Raw genomic sequence first — 16,761 nt, forward strand, 5'->3', positions numbered from 1 at the left:
CGTCTCATTCTCCGGATCGTCCGTCCCCGCTCACTGCGTCGAAGACACCGGGAAGCGCCCGGAGGAACGCCTCCACCTCGTCGTCGCCGAGGGTCAGCGGTGGCATGAGCCGTACGACGTTCGGGGCGGGCGCGTTCACCAGGAAACCGGCGTCCTGAGCCGCTTGCTGCACCTGCTGCGCCAGCGGCTCGGTGAGCACGATACCCAGGAGGAGGCCCGCGCCCCGGACATGGTCGACCAGCGGGTGCCGGAAACCGGTGCCCGCGCCCTCGATTCCGTCCCGCAGCTTCTCGCTCTGCCGCTTCACGTTCTCCAGGAGGCCGTCGGCCGCGATGGTGTCGAGGACGGCGAGCCCGGCGGCGCACGCGACGGGGTTGCCGCCGAAGGTCGTGCCGTGCTGACCGGGCCGGAGCAGGTCCGCCGCCCGTCCGAAGGCGACGGTGGCACCCAGCGGCAGGCCCCCGCCGAGGCCCTTGGCGAGCGTGACCACGTCCGGCAGGACGCCCTCGTGGGCCTGGTACTCGAACCAGTGCCCGGTGCGGCCGATTCCGGTCTGCACCTCGTCGAGGACGAGCAGCGCCCCGGTGGCGGCGGTGATCGCGCGGGCCGCCTTCAGGTAACCGGGGGGCGGCACGACGACGCCGTTCTCGCCCTGGATCGGCTCGATGACCACGAGCGCGGTGTCCTCGGTCACCGCGGCGGCCAGCGCCTGGGCGTCACCGTAGGGGACGTGCGTGACGTCGCCGGGCAGCGGCCGGAACGGCGCCTGCTTGCCGGGCTGGCCGGTGAGGGCGAGGGCGCCCATGGTGCGGCCGTGGAAGCCGCCCGCGGTGGCGACCATGTGGGTGCGCCCGGTCAGCCGGCCGATCTTGAAAGCGCCCTCGTTGGCCTCGGCCCCGGAGTTGCAGAAGTAGACCCTGCCCTCCCGGCCGAAGAGCTGGAGCAGCCGCTCGGCGAGGGCGACGGGCGGCTGCGCGATGAACAGGTTGGAGACATGGCCGAGGGAGGCGATCTGCCGGCTGACGGCCTCGACGACCGCGGGGTGGGCGTGGCCGAGCGCGTTGACGGCGATGCCGCCGACGAAGTCGACGTACTCCGTGCCGTCGGCGGCCCACAGCCGGGCGCCCTCGCCCCGCACCAGGGGCAGCCGCGGGGTGCCGTAGTTGTTCATGAGCGCGCCCTGCCACCGCCGGGTGAGCTCCTCGTTGGCGGTCATACAGCGTCCCCCTTGTTCGCCTGATCGCTCTCGTCGGGCACGACCATGGTGCCGATGCCCTCGTCGGTGAAGATCTCCAGCAGGATCGAGTGCTGGACCCGGCCGTCGATGACACGGGCGGTGCGCACGCCGTTGCGCACGGCGTACAGGCAGCCCTCCATCTTCGGCACCATGCCGGAGGACAACTCCGGCAGCAGGTTTTCCAGTTGGGATGCGGTGAGGCGGCTGATCACCTCGTCGCTGTTCGGCCAGTCCTCGTAGAGGCCCTCGACGTCCGTGAGGACCATGAGGGTTTCGGCGCCCAGTGCCGCGGCGAGTGCCGCGGCCGCCGTGTCGGCGTTGACGTTGTAGACGTGCCCGTCGTCCTGGCTGCGGGCGATCGACGAGACGACCGGGATACGGCCGTCGGCGAGCAGGGCCTCGATCGCGCCCGTGTCGATCCCGGTGATCTCGCCCACCCGCCCGATGTCGACGAGCTCGCCGTCGATCTCGGGCCGGTGCCTGATCGCGGTCATGGTGTGCGCGTCCTCGCCGGTGAGGCCGACGGCGAGCGGCCCGTGCCGGTTGAGCAGTCCGACCAGCTCGCGCTGCACCTGCCCGGCGAGCACCATGCGGACGACGTCCATGGCCTCCTCCGTGGTGACGCGCAGGCCCGCCTTGAACTCGCTGACGATGCCGTGCCGGTCGAGGGCGGCGCTGATCTGCGGCCCGCCGCCGTGCACGACGACGGGCCGCAGACCTGCGTGCCGCAGGAAGACCACGTCCTGGGCGAAGGCGGCCTTCAGCTCCTCGTTCACCATGGCGTTGCCGCCGAACTTGATGACGACGGTCCTGCCGTGGTGCCGGGTCAGCCAGGGCAGTGCCTCGATGAGGATCCGGGCCTTGGGCTGTGCGGTGTGCTTGCGCGTCGAAGACTTTCGCTCTTCTGAGTGATTGACCGTCATAGCCGACTTTCGGAAAGATTTTAGGTCAAGCCGCCGGGCGGGCGGTGTTGGCCTGCGGAGGCGATGTGAGACTCGTCCCGGACGTGTCCGGGGTGAGCGGTCGCCCGTGAAACAGGAACCCTCGTCGGCGACGACGAGGACCCTCGACAGCCAAGCGGGCACGTCAAGACGAGTAGGCGCTGTTCTCGTGGACATAGTCGGCCGTGAGGTCGTTGGTCCAGATCGTCGCAGACTCATGGCCTGCCGCGAGGTCCGCGACGATGTGAACCTCGCGGTAGCGCATGTCGACGAGGTCGCGGTCGTCGCCGACCGAGCCGTTCTTGCAGACCCAGACGCCGTTGATGGCGACGTTGAGCTGGTCCGGCTCGAAGGCCGCGGACGTGGTGCCGATGGCGGAGAGCACCCGGCCCCAGTTGGGGTCCTCGCCGTGGATCGCGCACTTGAGGAGGTTGTTGCGGGCGATGGACCGGCCCACCTCGACGGCGTCGTCCTCGGTCGCGGCGTTGATCACCTCGACCTTGATGTCCTTGCCGGCCCCCTCGGCGTCGCCGATGAGCTGCCGGGCGAGGTCGGCGCAGACGGCCCGCACGGCCTCGGCGAACTCCTCGTAGGGGGGCGCGACGCCGGCGGAACCCGAGGCGAGCAGCAGGACGGTGTCGTTGGTGGACATGCAGCCGTCGGAGTCGACGCGGTCGAAGGTGACCCCGGTGGCGGCGCGCAGGGCCCGGTCCAGCGTCTCGCTGTCGGCGTCGGCGTCCGTGGTGAGGACGACGAGCATGGTGGCCAGGCCCGGCGCGAGCATGCCGGCTCCCTTGGCCATGCCGCCGACGGTCCAGCCGTCCTTCGTGACGACGGACGTCTTGTGGACGGTGTCGGTGGTCTTGATGGCGATGGCGGCCTTCTCACCGCCGTGCTCGGACAGCTGGGCGGCGGCCGTCCCGATCCCCGGGAGCAGTTTGTCCATGGGCAGCAGGACGCCGATGAGGCCGGTGGAGCAGACGGCGACCTCGATGGGGCCGAGGCCCAGGACGTCGGCGGCCTTCTCGGCGGTGGCGTGGGTGTCCTGGAATCCCTTGGGTCCCGTACAGGCGTTGGCACCCCCGGAGTTGAGGACCACGGCGGAGAGCCGGCCGGTCCTGAGGACCTGCTCGGACCACAGCACCGGCGCGGCCTTGACACGGTTGGAGGTGAAGACGCCCGCGGCGGCACGGCGGGGCCCGTCGTTGACCACGAGGGCCAGGTCCGGGTTGCCGTTCTGCTTGATCCCGGCGGCGATGCCCGCGGCCCGGAACCCCCTTGCTGCCGTGACACTCACGGTGCGACTCCGATCGTGGAAAGTCCGAGCTCCTCGGGGAGCCCGAGAGCGATGTTCATGCTCTGGACGGCACCGCCCGCGGTGCCCTTGGCCAGGTTGTCGATGGCGCTGATCGCGATGATGCGGTGCGCGGCGGCGTCGTGGGCGACCTGCACCTGAACGGCGTTGGAACCGTAGACCGACGCGGTGGCGGGCCACTGCCCCTCGGGGAGCAGGTGCACGAAGGGCTCGTCGGCGAAGGCCTTCTCGTAGGCGGCGCGGACGGACTCGGCGGTGACGCCGGGCTTCGCCTTCGCGCTGCAGGTGGCCAGGATGCCGCGGGGCATCGGCGCGAGGGTGGGCGTGAAGGAGACGGAGACGGGCCGCCCTGCGACCGCGCCGAGGTTCTGGATCATCTCGGGGGTGTGCCGGTGCACGCCACCGACGCCGTAGGGGGTCATGGAGCCCATGACCTCGCTGCCGAGCAGATGCGGCTTGGGCGCCTTGCCGGCGCCCGAGGTGCCGGAGGCGGCGACGATCACCGCCTCGTTCTCTGCGAGATGGGCGGCATATGCGGGGAAGAGCGCGAGCGTGGCGGCGGTCGGATAGCAACCGGGTACCGCGATGCGCTTGGACCCCTCCAGCGCAGCGCGGGCACCCGGCAGTTCGGGGAGGCCGTAGGGCCAGGTCCCGGCGTGCGGGGAACCGTAGAACGTCTCCCAGTCGGACGCGTCCTTGAGGCGGAAGTCGGCACCCATGTCGATCACGAGCACATCGGGGCCGAGCCGCTCGGCGACAGCGGCGGACTGCCCGTGGGGCAGGGCGAGGAAGACCACCTCGTGCCCGGCCAGGACCCCGGCTGTGGTCTCCTCCAGCACGCGGTCGGCGAGGGGCAGCAGATGCGGCTGCAGCACGCCGAGCCGCTGACCGGCATTGGAGTTCCCGGTCAGCGCGCCGATCTCGACCCCGGGGTGCGCCAAGAGCAGCCGCAGGAGCTCTCCGCCCGCGTATCCGCTCGCTCCGGCCACCGCCGCACGTACCGTCATGGAACCTCCTCCTAGATGGCATGAGTATACGTTTCCCTGCACGTTTATGCAATCCATGCAGCGTACGGCCGCCCGGTTCCTGTGACTGAGCGCTTCAGTTGGCGAGTGAGCGTGCGAGTTGGCGAGTTGAGCGGGCGGCGTCGACGGCTCGGGTGAGCTGGGCGGCGTAGGCGTCGAGAAGCGGCTTCATCTGCTGGTAGAGGGGCACCTTGTTCTGCCGGAGCCAGTGACCGATGGTGAACCGGTCCTGGCTCCATGCAGCGTCGAGCTCGGGGTCGTTTCGGGCTTCGGCCGGTTGTGGGGCGAATTGGGTTTCGCCGTGAGTGACTTGGGTCCAGATGTGGGCCGTGGCGGCGAGGCGTACGCGGTCGTCGGAGATGTAGCGGGGGCTCGTGGGTTGGCGTTTCAGCTGGTCGGCGATCTGGTGCCATGCGTCTGGTGGCAGCGCCCAGTCGGCGAGAAGAGTGCGTCGGTGCCGGTAGTCGATCAGCGGTGAGGAGGCGAGCTCTGCGGCGATCGCGTCCAGGGCTCGTTCGTATGCCTCCGGGGTGCCCTGCCGGCGGGCCCATCTGGCGATGGGCCCGCCCAGACCCTTCCCGTCGATGCCGAGTCCGAGGAACTCGGCGGCGTCGACGATGGTCTTGCCGAGGGCTCGTCGGATGAGGAAGGCGGAGGTTGTGCGCCGCAGGACCGGCATGCTGAAGGCGACGGTGAAGTCGCTGAGGTGGCGTTCGGCCCACTCCAGGGGGAGGAACGCCGGAACGTGCTGGGGGCCGTAGTCGAGGCCGCGTTGGGGCAGCCGGCTGCCGCCCCTGCCGCTTCGTCGGTGCGTGGAGACCAGGTATTCGGCGGCGTTCTGGAACCTTTCGGAACAGTCGCCCCGATAGCGACGGAATGCGGTATCCCAGCTGCGGTGACGTTTCGGGGCCATGTCGCTGCGGGTGCGGTTCTCGACTGGTGCGAGTGGGGCCAGCGCAGATCGCAGGTCGGTGGCCGACAGGATGGCGTCGGCGGCGAGGAGGACGCTTGCGCAGGCCCGGGCGTCCTGGGGCGGCGTGCTGACATGCAGGGAGTGCGAGGTGTCCTGGCGGGCGGCCAGAACCTGATCGGTGCGGTGGCTGTCGACGTTCTGTGCGGTGGGCCGGGCCTTCGGCCAGGTGATCATGACGAGCCCGCTGACCATCTGGAGATCGGTGAAGTACTGGCTGGCCGTCGCCGCCGGGGTGTTCGGGCTGAGCATGGCGGTGATCTTCTTCTGCAGTGTGGAGAGTGCCTCGGGCAAGGGTTCTGCTGGTCCGGGCGGCTGCTGGTCGAGGCGGGCTCCGCAGAGTTGGGCCGTCCGTTGTGTGCGGCGGGACTCGTGAGCGAGGGGTGCTCGGCACTGGGCGGGGTGGAGTCCCGCGATGGTCGGGCGGGCGATGAGCTGTCCGGGGCGGTCGGTGAGCGGTCGCTGGCATTCAGGACAGAGGTGTTCGAGGAAGCGCTGGTGGTACTCGCAGGCGAAGATGACGGGCAGTCTCCAGTCGGTCTTCCAGGGGCCGCCGTGGTCCGTCTGCAGCGGCGTCCCGTCGCCGGCGAGGCAGTCGGGGCAGTAGCGGGCCGCTGCGGGGAAGAGCCAGTCCAGCGCGGGGATGCGCTTGCCGGCGCGGACGACATCGAGGCTCTGGGCGATGGGTGGGTAGCGGGGTGCGAGCGGCAGCAGGGTCAGGGCCGTGGCCTCGGCTGCGGTGAGGCGGGGGGCGGTCTGGAAGTCGTTCATCCGCGGGGCCGGCAGTTCGAGGGAGAGGGCGGTGCGGGCGGTGGGCGAGCCGCATCACGTAGCCGGCCAGCAGTTCGCCGGGCAGCGGGTCCAGGCTCCGGGGCAGCGGGGTGATCATCGGGCGCTCTCCTGGGCTGTGCCGAGGGGGCCGCGGTCGTCGAAGACGGTGTTGCGGCCGCGGCGGGGCTTGCGCGGGGCGGGTTTTTCCGGGACGGCGGGGACTTCACCGGCGCCAGCGTCGCGCCGGTCGCTGTCGCGCAGGTCGATGGCGATGCCCTCGAGGAGTTCTTCGTCCAGGCGTTCGCGGCCGGAGTCGATGGCCTCGCGGCAGCCGTCTTCGATCAGCCGTTCCAGAAGGCCGACGACACCGTTGGTGCGGTGGTAGAGGTACTCGGGCATCGTGCCCTCGGTGAGCATGCCGGGGACCGCGTCCAGGAGCCGAAGGCCGCTCTGGACGCCGTGCAGGTGCTGGACACAGGCGGTGATCTGAGGCGCGGTGCTGTAGTGGAAGCGGTCCAGCTCGATCAGGTCGAAACGCCGTTCGGTCTGAGTGGCCTCCAGCCCGTGGGCTTTGGCGTGCCTGGAGGGCCGGAGCCGCCACTGGCCGGTGGCCGGGTCGTGGCGCCCTTCGCGCAGCAGTCCGGAGCCCGGGATGTCGACGCCGACCAGGACCAGGGTGACGTTCATGCTCATGAACGCGCGGATCAGGTCGAGGGTGTCCTGGTCGTCGGCCCTGTGCATGCGAAGCCTCGTGATGTCGTCCAGTTTACCGACCGCAGGAGCTCGTGAACCGGCTCTGAACTGCGACGATGTATAGACTACATGTCCACGACGGTCGGTCAACGTTCTCCGGGAGATCACGAGCACTGGTGACGGCGGTAGCTGTCAGAGGTGTGCAGTACGGTCCTGCCATGGCAGCCAAAATCGATCTGACCCTCGATTGCGCGAACGCACAACTCCTCGCCGGTTTCTGGAAGACGGCACTGGGCTATATCGACGAGCCGCCGCCTGCTCCCTTCAAGACCCGCGAGGAGTGGCTCGCGCAGTTTGACCTGCCGGAGGACGACTCCGAGGACGACGGGGCATGGCTCTGCGATCCCGACGGCGTCGGCCCTCGTCTCTCCATCCTCAAGGTCCCCGAACCGAAGACGGCGAAGAACCGGCTTCATATCGACGTTCGGGTGCCGGGGCACGGCAGTGCCGGTGAGCGGTGGGCACGGATCAAGGCCGAGTCTGAGCGGCTGGTGAAGGCGGGCGGGGCCGTCCAACAGGAGTTCGTCGGTCATCACGTTGTGATGACCGACCCGGAGGGCAACGAGTTCTGCGTCGCCGCAGCCTCGGCCTGAGGCTGGCAGAGGTCGGGACGTTCCCCCGCCTCGGCCTCGGCTGGCCGAGTACTGCTCTCACCGTCGACAATCCGTCGACGCTCCATGGTGGCAGCCCGGGAGTCCGGCCGTTGAAGGCGGCCGGACTCTCCGGACCGGGTCGTGCCGTCAGGCGCGTTTCCCGGAGCTATCGCGTCACTGCTGAACTCCCTGTGAGGGGTTGGTGATCTGGGCTTCGAGGTCGGCGACGCGTCGGTCCTGGAAGCGGAGGTTGGAGCGGGCGGCTTTGAGCCGCTCGTCGAGGGTGCGGTTGTCAGCGGTCAGCTGGCGGACCTTTTGTTTGAGGGTGGTGTTCTCGGTGGTGATCCGCTGGATGGCTTCCTCGGTCCACTCGGCTTGCAAGTCCCTTATCTGGCCGATGAGTTCACCGATGCGGGTGCGCTGGGTGAGGATCTCGGCGTGGGCAGCCTTGAGGGCGTCCTCAGCGTTTAGGGCGCGTTCGCGCCAAGTCGCCTCGCGCTCGTCGTCCTGCTCGGCGAGGGTCCGGGATCGGCGCTCGCCGGCGTCGGCCATCGCCGTGGCGACCGCGGCTCTGGCCTCGGCGTTGTCGTAGAGGAAGGTGCGGGAGACGTCCGCGCGGCGGGCGACGGCGGCGACGCTGACCTGGGCCCCCTCGCGCCGGAGGCGGGTGATGGCCTCATGGACGCGCTGGAGAGCGATCTCGGTCTTGCGGCGGCGGGCCGCCAAGGCCGCTGCGGTGCGGGGCTCAGGGACGGTTGCGGAGTTCATGCGATGTCCTGTTCGAGATCGTCGCCGCCGGTTGTGCACGTATTGCTGTACTCGACCTCCTCGTCGCTGCCGGCGTCGGCGAGGTCGGCAGCGCGGAAGGCCGTGGACCACACGCGGTGGAAGTAGTCCTGGGGTTTGCGCAGGTCCAGGGCGAGGGCGTCGTCGAGGAGGCCGAGGCCGGCCAGGGCCTTCTCCAGGCCGTCGATGGCGCGGGCGGTGGGCTCGAAGTGGCGGTGCAGGTAGTCGGCGGTCGCGTCGTCCGGGGCGCCCTCGGCCAGCAGTCGCCACTGTTCGCGCTTGCGCCGCCAGTAGAGGAGATCGGCGCCGGAGAGGACGAACTTGTCGCAGTTGTGGCAGTCGAGGTTCCAGGGGCAGGCTCCACCGTCGACGACGGGCTGGAAGGTGCAGAATCCGCCCTCGGCGGGGGTGCTGCGGCGGGCGAGGTCGATGGCGAGGGCCTGGGCCTGCTCGCGGGTGAGCGGGGTGGTCTCCCCGGCGAGGAGTTCGCCGGGTTGGGCGGTGCCGGGGCCGGTGACCCAGACGTGCTGGAGGACGTTCTCCAAGTCTTCGCTGGTCAAGTGGACGTAGTGCTCGGCCATACGGTCGGAGACCTGGCCGAGGTAACGGCGGATGTGGGTGAGGCTTGCTCCGGCCCGAAGCAGGCTGGTGGCCAGAGTGTGGCGAGCCTGGTGGGGGACGTGGTGGCCGAGGTCGAGTTCAGTGATCCATTCCTTGAACCGCCGGTGGAACCACTGGTAGGACAGGGCGGTGGAGCCGTCGGGGTTGCGGACCTTGCTGGTGAACAGGGCGAGTTGGGTGCGTTCGGCACTGGTGGGGCGGCGTCCGTGCCGGGCGACGAAGCGGTCCAGGGTCTTGCGCTGCCGTTCGGCGAGGAGGTCGTAGAGCCGGTCGGGGATACGTATCGCGGCGTCGTAGTTGCCGACCTTGGTCTGGTCGTGCCAGAACATCGGCAGGCCGCCGTAGCGGCCGATGCAGTTCCAGCGCAGCTTGAGGACCTCGTTCACGCGGCGACCGGTCAGCACGATGGTCTCCCAGACATCCCGCATCCCCTGGTCATCGGGGTCGTACTGTTCTGCGAGCCGGGCGAGGTTGGCCTCCTCGGTCAGGGCTCGGGCGACCTCGTCGGGAAAGGGACGCCGGGCCCGCAGCGGCTCGCCGCCGGCGAACGGCATGGCGATGATGAACTCGCGGTCCAGTCCGAGCCGTTCAGCGGTGCCGTTCTCCAGCGCGTTCCGCAGCAGCTTGCGGACTCCGTTGAACACGTCGGTGCGGGTGACGGAGGTGACCGTCGACAGCTTGCCGTAGAGCCCTTTCATCACCAACGAGGGCATCCCGTGGCGTTCACGATGGCGCTGGTCGGCGATGAAGCGGTGCATGTGCTCCACCCGCAGAGCGGCCGGGTCGTGGCCGCCGCCCGGGGCGTCGACCTCCATGAACGCGCTCAGCTCGGTGCAGGCCCGGCGGATGCCGTCGATGGGCACCGCGGTGCGCGGGCGGTGGGGCGAGCGGATCAACTCGGCGATGTAGTCCCAGAGCAGGTCACGCAGCCAGCGCTGGGTAATGCGGGTCAGGTCGATGTGGCTGGCCCGGTGGGGGGAGCAGATGCCGAAGTGGTCGGTCTCAAGGAACCCGGCGTCCCGCGTCTGCTCGGGGGTGAAGTAGACAAGCCGCAGGTAGTGGAGCATCTTCTTCACGATCGAGGTGTGAAACCGCGGGAAGTCGTCCAGATCCAGGTCGGTCAGCGAGCCGGCGCCGCGTTCTCGCGCGAGGTTGACGAGTTTCTGGATCCACTCCAGGCGCCAGATGCTGTGTCGGTCCTGCTGGGTGTGGGCGAACAGGGTGTACTGGATCTCGGCTCGCAGCAGCGGCCGCAGACCGCGCAGGTTGACCAGCCCCGGCCGCGGGGCGGGATCGACCATCGCGCACCAGGTGCGCAAGGCGTTCTCGTCCGTGCAGGAGACGGGGACGGGGCGTCCCTGGCTCTCATGGCGTTGCCACCAGCTGGCCGGAAGGGCCGCTCCGCCGGGACGGTGGTCGCGCTTGTAGCGGTGCCAGTGCCAGCTGCACAAACCAAGCGGCGACTCGGCCAGCCCGGGGCAGACCATGGCCTCGCAGTGACCGTAACCCTCGCGTGGCTCCTGTTCAGCGACCCACTGCTCGAAGTCCACCCCGGATTCGCGCGGGGCGACGTAGTACTTCCAGGAGCTGTAGTGGTAGCGGCACAACCGCAGGTCGGTCCGCGGCTCCGCCGGCCGCTCGGGGCAGATCAAGCACGGACCCTCGCGCTCGAACTCGGCCCGGGACAGTGGCTGTGCCGTGGTGAGGAACTCCGCCTGGGTCGCGCCCGACTCCCGCGCCTTTGACCACTGTTGAAAGTGGTTGGAGCACAGGTCCGTCCCTCCGGACCGGACACGTTCGCAAGCGCCGACGACGCATCCCCACTGGTAGACGGGATGGTCCTGGGGAATCCTGACGAGCGTCTCGCGGAAGAGCGGAGCGAAGGACGGGGCGCCGATCAGCGCGGTGAGGATCTCCAGCCGGTCCCGGCCCTCGCGGTCGGGTCGTTCGGTGTAGAGGGGCAGCAGGGAGTTCGCGGTCACTTCGTCTCACCCCAGACCGTGCGAAGCGCGGCGTCGAAGACCGGGTCGTGGACATCGACATGCCCGTAGACCTCATCAACCATCGCGGCCGAGGCCCAGCCGCCGGCGTCCCGGGCGATCAGCGTGTTGCCGTCCGCGGCATCGAGAACTGCGGAGGTAAAGGTGTGCCGGAAGGCATGGGGTTTCACCAGCCCCAGACCAGCGCGTTTCCCGGCCCGGCCGAGCATCCGCCGGGCGCCGACCGGCGCCCACGGCTGCCCGGCATCGGCACCGTGCAGCTGGACCAGGAGCATGCCGTGCCCTCCGCCGCGCGGGTACTCGGTCGTCATGTACTCGAAGTAGGAGTGCACCATCGCCGGGCTGACCCGCTTGATCAACCCACCGGTCACCGTCCCGCGCTCGACCCGCCAGGAGTGCTTGGTCTTGGCCTCGGCCCGGTTCGGGTTGCCGGGCCGGTGGCAGACGTGCAGATGCGGGGTGCGGCACTCACCGCAGGCTGCGTTCTCCCGCAGGTGCAGATCGACCAGGTGCAGCCCGCAAAGCTCACCGATCCGCAAGCCCCCGTCGGCAAGCCAGTCGACGACCAGCCGGTCCCGGGCGGCATTCACCGTCCCCAGCAGCCTCTCCCTCGCCCCCTCCGGCAGCATCTTCGGGTGCCGGCGGTGCGGCCCCTTCGGCGCCAGCGGGTTGGTCGGCAGCGTGTTCTTCACGTGCCCGAGGAACGAGCGGCGCTTGTCCGCCCGCGTCGGCAGCCGGGACTGATCGAGTTTCTTGCCGAGCTCGCCGTTGATCCCGCGAGAAGCCTGCTGCAGGTAGAAGCCCTTCAAGCAGGCCGCCGCAGTCGACAGCGCCGAACGGCCGTAAGGGCGCTTGCCCACCCGCCACGGTTCCCCGAGCGGCATGCGCACCTCGGCGCCGACGATCCCCATGTACCGCTCCAGGTCCCGCAGCTGGACCGTATCGAAGGCCAGGCACTCGCGCTCCAGCCACCGCAGGTGGTCCACCAGGTAGTACGCGTAGGTCTTCTGCGTGCCCGAACCCTCGTGCTCACGCAGGAACCGGTCCGCCTCCATGTGCAGCGTCCCCTCGGGCCAGACGATCGTCCACGACCGCCGCCCGTCCTTCCGCTCGATCCGCTGGACCCTCAAGTCCCCGACCACGACGTGCCGTACCACTTGTCCTCCGTACCGACTCCAGAACATGACAGACGTCCCGGACACGGTCGGTAAACAAGCCCAGGACGTGCTGGTCACAGCCCCAGACGGACATCACGGGCAGGACTACGAGCGGTCGGTAAAGTCCAGGATCAGGACCTTGGTGCCGTGGTCCCGCAGGGACGCCGCGACCTGGCGGATCAGGTCGGGCAGGTCCATGCGGGGGCCGAGCGGCGCGTCGAAGAAGTTCAGGATCGCCTTGCAGGTGCTCTTCGGCTTCGCGGTCACCGGGGTCTGGACGTAGGCGACCGGGATGTGGAGGTCACGGCTGCCTGGGCGGGCGTCGGGGTTGAAGTAGTCGTTGAGAGCGAGCCACCGTTCCTGGAAGGCGGCGGCGATCTCGCAGACGCATTCGGTCTTGCCCTGGTAGCCGCCGCCGGAGACCATCACCCCGGCCCGGGTGGTGGGCTTGATCTTCAAGGCGTTGGTCTCGATGCGGCCGCTGAGGAGTTTCTCCACCGCCCGGCTCATCGGGGTGGCCAGCAGCTGCAGGTTCGCGTGCGTGGCCGTGCGGTGGAGGTTGTGCAGCATCTTCTTGCGCCGGCTCAGCAGCCCGAAGGCCGCGCGGTCCATCACCGGCGCCGGAACGAACAGCTTGCGGGTGCGGCACCAGTGCTGCCAGCCGGCCGCGGTGTCGCGGGCCGGTGCGGGGCCGGTCAGGACGAACGGCAGCGTCTCCATCTCGCCTGTCACTGCGGTCCTTCCTGTACCGGTTGAGAAACGGAACCGGCCTCGTCGTCGGTGTCGGGCAGCGTGAACAGCGAGTGCTCGCGCAGGCCGTCGCCGAGGCGGGGCGGTGAGACGAGCGGAGCGGCGACCGCGGCCTCGCGTCGGCGGCGCCGTTCCGCGTCGACGGCCTGCTGGGTCTGGCGGACGAGCTCGGCCGGCCACGGCGCAACGGGCAGCGGCGTCAGGCCGGCGGGGGCCCTCCGGTCGCGTTCGGCGGCCCTGGCGCGGGCGACTTCGCGGGCCCGCTCGGTCCGCTCGGCCTTGGTCATCTGGCTCGGCCAGGAGTCCACCGGGGAGCGGGCGCCGATCAAGTCGAGCAGGACGGGCAGGAGTTCGGTGTCGTCGCGGGGCGTCAGCCCGGCCCGGGCGGCCTCGCGCAGGACCTGCTGGACTCGCGCGTCGGAGAACGCAAGGACGTCCTCGCCGGTGGGCAGTCCGTTCCAGGGCAGGGTGTGCCACTGCCCGGCGAGCTCGATGAACGCCTGCCGGCAGTCGCGGGGGGTCGCGGTGCACGACCCATTTGTCCCGGTGCGTGCCGCTGCGAGGGGAGGGAAACAACCTGAGCTCGCCCAGGACGGGGTCGTCGCCGCCATACCAAAGTCCGCCGATCTTGACCCCGCGACGGCCGTGGATCTTGACGAAGTGCGCGGGCAGAAGGCGGTGGTAGAGGCTCGCGTCCGGGATCTGCAGAGCGATCCCGTCGCGGGCCGCCGCCGTGGCGAACAGGGTGTTCGGGCTGTGCCGACCGCCGGGGTCCCAGGCGGGCGCATATTGGTCCAGCCTGCGGTTTTGCCAGATCCTCACGATCCAGGTAGCCAGCAGATGCTCCATCTCGTCCAGGGTCCAGACCGCGTCGCCCTCCGGGTCGGCACCCCGGTCGGCGACATCCCGCCCGCGGTAGCCGAGAAGCAGTTCCAGCAGCAGTGACTGGATTCCCAAGAACGCGCGTTCGCAGGCCGCCTTGTCCTGAGCTCGCATCGCCCTCGCCGGCAGCACCACCGTCCCCAGCGTGCAGGCCGACCCGGGAACGGTGCAGACACTCCGCGTGGACCGCGTGAATCGCCTCCGCCACCTGCAACGTGATCTTGCGGTGCCCCCGCAGCACGGGGGTGAGACGGCCGTCCGCCAGCCCCATGATTCCCTGCTCAGGCCAGGCTGCAGACCACCGTTGCAGCGTGCGCTCGCTGACCTGCCCCAGACCCGGCTGACGGGCATCGTCCGGGTGCAGAGCCTTCAGCTCGGCCACTTTGGCGAGCCGCCGCTCGGTCAGCGTGGTCCGCTCCGGGTCGTACTCGGGCCGGGGCTCACCCTCCTGGGGCCAGTGTCGGCTGCCGCTGCGGAAGCCGCTCTCGGCCTCCAGGAAGTGGGCCACCCTCAGCCGGAGCCGCTTCTGGTCATCGTCCTTCAGGTCCTCGAACCGGGCAGGCTGCTGCTTGTCATCCATCACGGCCTCCCGCCGGATAGACCCAGGCCGCATCCCCGAACGGCAGAGTCAGGTCGACGGCCATCCGCCGGCGCCAGTGGAGACGGACCGCGTGCGTGCGGGCCACCGCCGGAACGTGCGTCTGATCCACCAGCTCCGCGAACCGCCACGGACGCCGGCCAACCGCAGCCAGCAGTTGCCGCTCAAGCCCGAGCGGATCGGCCATCGGACGGCGCCGCACCGACAACGCGTCGATCCCCGCCAGCACCTGCCGGCGCCAGCCGGTCACCACCATGTAGCGCCAGCCCGCGGCGGCCGCCACCTGCGCTGCCGCCGCGAACCGCACCTCGTCCTCCTCGCCGATCAGGCCCCCAGGACGCACGTCCACCAGCCACGAGGCTCCCGCCGCGAGCACGAGGAAGTCCGGAATGTGCGAGCCCTTGCCCTCCGAGGAGGAAAACCGCGGACGGAACGGCTGGGACAGCACCTCGTCGAACCCGCCGACGAAGTCCAGGACCAGCAGCAGCCAGCGTTCGGCCAGACTCTCGAAGCCGTGCTGCCGACCGGTCGTCACCAGGCACTCCAGCCCGGGCCGGTGACGCTGACCGGTCCGCCAAGAGAACCGCCGAACCGGCACCGACGCCATCGCTGGCCCCGCCGACAGGTCCTTCACCGGGACGATGACCTCGGACTTCCCGGTCTTCCACGTCACCGTCCACGTACGCGTCCATCCCGGCCCCAGATCCAGGCACTCGGTGGCCCGCTCGGGCAGTGCGTACGGCAGCGCAAGGTCGTCCAGCTGGCAGGCATGGGACCACACCGGCACCGGAATCTCGACGACCTGTACGTCACCCATGACGAGAGCACACCGCAGGGCACGCGCCGTACGCGGGAAAGGCCCAAAACAACATCAACAACTGGGCCGTACCAGTACCCTGCTCAACTCGCCAGACGAAGCACTCACGCGGAAGGGAAACCCCTAGGGTCAGCTCCGGTCTTGCGCGTACTGAGCCGCGTACCAACTGGAGTCGATGGCGGGGTTGCGCAGCGCCCCCCAGAATCGGTCGTCAGGTATCGGTGGCAGTGGCGGATTACCTAGGTCCGCATGCAGATCTGCACGCCAGTCGACAGTGAAGTGACTCCGGATCTCCGCGCTCTCGCACACGGACCTGTAGGGGGACCCCCAGATCCCGAGGGCTATCTTCTCTGCGACCCACCTACGAATGCTGTCTCGGTCGGTGTCGGCCTGCGCGAGCACCGCGCGGAGTCGCAAGGCGAGCGGGCCGGTCTGGTCCGGCTGTGGCGGGGCCACACCGCGCTCCCAAGCGTCCAGGGCTGCCTTGACCTCCGGGTAGTTGTTCAGGCCCGTTTCGACCGCCAGTCTGCGCAGCTGCTTCCGCGCGGCGTCGACCACCCGCTCATGCGGCAGGATCGCGATCAGCGCACCGAGTTCCTCATGCCCGTCCAGGTGGCTCACGTGGAGCAGGTCGGTGGGACTGTAGGACAGGTCCAGCTCTGGCAGCTGCTCATCCGGTCCGGGAAGGGGCTCGTCGGCACTGCACTGCGGCCTGGCAGGCAGAGGCCCCTCCCAGAACAGCCGGCCGTTGAACGTCACGACACCAGCGTCGTGGCCGCGCTCAAGCTTGCCGGCCAATTCGGCCAGATACTCACCCAGCGAGTCGGCCTCCCCGAAACTGGTGCCGGTCTCGTCGAAGAACCGCCCGATCGCACCGAAGGAGTCCCGCCCGGTACGGCAATCCGTCAGAAGACCGTCCGACGTCACGTCGTATGAACCGAACTTCACGTAGTCGTGAAGCCAGTAGCCCTCGGTCTCCCCGTCGAGGCCTTGGTCGATGCCGCGCATGAACCCAGTGTCCCCGAGGATTCCGCTCACTCCGAGCAGCCGGTCGCCCGTGCTGAACCGGAAAGCCTCAGGTCCCTCCAGCGCCCCGTTGTGCCGGAGGAGTGAAGCGACCAGGTCTGGAGGAAAGGTGACACCGAGTTCCTCTTGCGCTGCCGCGATCTCGTCGTCCCCTGCGGGCGGCCGTAGCGTGGCGAAAGTGCGGGGTGCGTGCTCGCGCAGCCACGCGTCGATGCGAGTCCATGAGGCCTGGACCAGGTCTGCTGTCATAAGGCTGACCCTAAAGTCCGCCACTGACAGTTTGATCGTCGCTCATCGGTCTTGTCCGCCGTGGTGGCGTTCAGGCCAGCAGATTCGAGTGGCCCCTTGCCCCGGCTCACCACGGTAACTGTCAATCCGGATGAGACGTCAGGCTGCTTGTGCGGCCTGTGATGATGCTGCGCTTGGGACGGGCCGGCTTCTCGGCGGGTTCGTCGGTCACCCGACCATCCTGCCGTGCCATCACGGCCTGGTCGGCAAAGGTCATCGTCGCGGTGGTCC

The 16,761-nt window shown here is 69.6% G+C and carries 15 protein-coding genes; 1 reads left to right on the forward strand and 14 read right to left on the reverse strand.

Going from position 1 to position 16,761, the window contains the following annotated elements:
• Window positions 1-4: 4 nt before the first annotated feature.
• The 6 genes from ACFSL4_RS29195 to ACFSL4_RS29220 form a co-directional block, all read right to left on the reverse strand.
• Window positions 5-1,216: an acetylornithine transaminase gene (locus ACFSL4_RS29195; RefSeq protein ID WP_381089305.1), complete on the reverse strand. Its 1,212-nt coding sequence runs from the start codon at window positions 1,214-1,216 to the stop codon at window positions 5-7.
• Complete coding sequence (argB, locus tag ACFSL4_RS29200) at window positions 1,213-2,160, reverse strand: acetylglutamate kinase (RefSeq protein ID WP_381089308.1); 948 nt, start codon at window positions 2,158-2,160, stop codon at window positions 1,213-1,215. The genes ACFSL4_RS29195 and argB overlap by 4 nt, the downstream gene beginning before the upstream one ends.
• Before the next feature lie 163 nt (window positions 2,161-2,323).
• Entirely contained in the window at window positions 2,324-3,475 is a 1,152-nt protein-coding gene (gene argJ / locus ACFSL4_RS29205; protein ID WP_381089311.1) for a bifunctional glutamate N-acetyltransferase/amino-acid acetyltransferase ArgJ, read from the reverse strand.
• Window positions 3,472-4,500, reverse strand: a complete 1,029-nt coding sequence (gene argC, locus ACFSL4_RS29210) for an N-acetyl-gamma-glutamyl-phosphate reductase (protein ID WP_381089314.1) — start codon at window positions 4,498-4,500, stop codon at window positions 3,472-3,474. Before argC ends, argJ begins: the two co-directional genes overlap by 4 nt.
• A 94-nt stretch (window positions 4,501-4,594) precedes the next feature.
• The gene (locus tag ACFSL4_RS29215) at window positions 4,595-6,259 is read right to left on the reverse strand and encodes a TniQ family protein (protein WP_381089317.1); all 1,665 of its coding nucleotides are present in this window, start codon (window positions 6,257-6,259) and stop codon (window positions 4,595-4,597) included.
• A gap of 114 nt (window positions 6,260-6,373) precedes the next feature.
• Entirely contained in the window at window positions 6,374-7,000 is a 627-nt protein-coding gene (locus tag ACFSL4_RS29220) for a hypothetical protein (protein WP_381089320.1), read from the reverse strand.
• 170 nt (window positions 7,001-7,170) lie between these two features.
• Here ACFSL4_RS29220 and ACFSL4_RS29225 point away from each other — a divergent pair, with 170 nt between their 5' ends.
• Window positions 7,171-7,605 (forward strand): VOC family protein, encoded by a 435-nt coding sequence (locus ACFSL4_RS29225; protein WP_381089323.1) that lies wholly within the window; start codon window positions 7,171-7,173, stop codon window positions 7,603-7,605.
• 174 nt (window positions 7,606-7,779) lie between these two features.
• Here ACFSL4_RS29225 and ACFSL4_RS29230 read toward each other — a convergent pair whose 3' ends face one another.
• The 8 genes from ACFSL4_RS29230 to ACFSL4_RS29265 form a co-directional block, all read right to left on the reverse strand.
• Window positions 7,780-8,373 carry a DUF6262 family protein gene (locus ACFSL4_RS29230; RefSeq protein ID WP_381089326.1) on the reverse strand — a complete coding sequence of 198 codons (594 nt, stop codon included), beginning with the start codon at window positions 8,371-8,373 and terminating at the stop codon, window positions 7,780-7,782.
• Complete coding sequence (locus ACFSL4_RS29235; protein WP_381089329.1) at window positions 8,370-10,994, reverse strand: tyrosine-type recombinase/integrase; 2,625 nt, start codon at window positions 10,992-10,994, stop codon at window positions 8,370-8,372. The genes ACFSL4_RS29230 and ACFSL4_RS29235 overlap by 4 nt, the downstream gene beginning before the upstream one ends.
• The gene (locus ACFSL4_RS29240; protein ID WP_381089332.1) at window positions 10,991-12,169 is read right to left on the reverse strand and encodes a tyrosine-type recombinase/integrase; all 1,179 of its coding nucleotides are present in this window, start codon (window positions 12,167-12,169) and stop codon (window positions 10,991-10,993) included. Before ACFSL4_RS29240 ends, ACFSL4_RS29235 begins: the two co-directional genes overlap by 4 nt.
• Before the next feature lie 105 nt (window positions 12,170-12,274).
• Window positions 12,275-12,901 carry a TniB family NTP-binding protein gene (locus tag ACFSL4_RS29245; protein ID WP_381089335.1) on the reverse strand — a complete coding sequence of 209 codons (627 nt, stop codon included), beginning with the start codon at window positions 12,899-12,901 and terminating at the stop codon, window positions 12,275-12,277.
• Entirely contained in the window at window positions 12,898-13,530 is a 633-nt protein-coding gene (locus ACFSL4_RS29250) for a hypothetical protein (protein WP_381089338.1), read from the reverse strand. Before ACFSL4_RS29250 ends, ACFSL4_RS29245 begins: the two co-directional genes overlap by 4 nt.
• An 843-nt stretch (window positions 13,531-14,373) precedes the next feature.
• Window positions 14,374-15,216 (reverse strand): hypothetical protein, encoded by an 843-nt coding sequence (locus ACFSL4_RS29255; protein WP_381089341.1) that lies wholly within the window; start codon window positions 15,214-15,216, stop codon window positions 14,374-14,376.
• Between the two features lie 129 nt (window positions 15,217-15,345).
• The gene (locus ACFSL4_RS29260) at window positions 15,346-16,491 is read right to left on the reverse strand and encodes an SMI1/KNR4 family protein (protein WP_381089344.1); all 1,146 of its coding nucleotides are present in this window, start codon (window positions 16,489-16,491) and stop codon (window positions 15,346-15,348) included.
• Between the two features lie 121 nt (window positions 16,492-16,612).
• Window positions 16,613-16,747 (reverse strand): hypothetical protein, encoded by a 135-nt coding sequence (locus tag ACFSL4_RS29265; RefSeq protein WP_381089346.1) that lies wholly within the window; start codon window positions 16,745-16,747, stop codon window positions 16,613-16,615.
• Window positions 16,748-16,761: the final 14 nt, after the last annotated feature.

Source organism: Streptomyces caeni (genome assembly GCF_042678285.1).
In the GTDB taxonomy this organism is placed as follows: Bacteria; Actinomycetota; Actinomycetes; order Streptomycetales; family Streptomycetaceae; genus Streptomyces; species Streptomyces caeni.

Coding starts and splice junctions, on each gene's coding strand:
- ACFSL4_RS29195 (WP_381089305.1), bottom strand. CDS start 1,216: ATGACCGCCAACGAGGAGCTCACCCGGCGGTGGCAGGGCGCGCTCATG.
- argB (WP_381089308.1), bottom strand. CDS start 2,160: ATGACGGTCAATCACTCAGAAGAGCGAAAGTCTTCGACGCGCAAGCAC.
- argC (WP_381089314.1), bottom strand. CDS start 4,500: ATGACGGTACGTGCGGCGGTGGCCGGAGCGAGCGGATACGCGGGCGGA.
- ACFSL4_RS29215 (WP_381089317.1), bottom strand. CDS start 6,259: ATGAACGACTTCCAGACCGCCCCCCGCCTCACCGCAGCCGAGGCCACG.
- ACFSL4_RS29220 (WP_381089320.1), bottom strand. CDS start 7,000: ATGCACAGGGCCGACGACCAGGACACCCTCGACCTGATCCGCGCGTTC.
- ACFSL4_RS29225 (WP_381089323.1), top strand. CDS start 7,171: ATGGCAGCCAAAATCGATCTGACCCTCGATTGCGCGAACGCACAACTC.
- ACFSL4_RS29230 (WP_381089326.1), bottom strand. CDS start 8,373: ATGAACTCCGCAACCGTCCCTGAGCCCCGCACCGCAGCGGCCTTGGCG.
- ACFSL4_RS29250 (WP_381089338.1), bottom strand. CDS start 13,530: ATGGCGGCGACGACCCCGTCCTGGGCGAGCTCAGGTTGTTTCCCTCCC.
- ACFSL4_RS29255 (WP_381089341.1), bottom strand. CDS start 15,216: ATGGGTGACGTACAGGTCGTCGAGATTCCGGTGCCGGTGTGGTCCCAT.
- ACFSL4_RS29260 (WP_381089344.1), bottom strand. CDS start 16,491: ATGACAGCAGACCTGGTCCAGGCCTCATGGACTCGCATCGACGCGTGG.
- ACFSL4_RS29265 (WP_381089346.1), bottom strand. CDS start 16,747: ATGACCTTTGCCGACCAGGCCGTGATGGCACGGCAGGATGGTCGGGTG.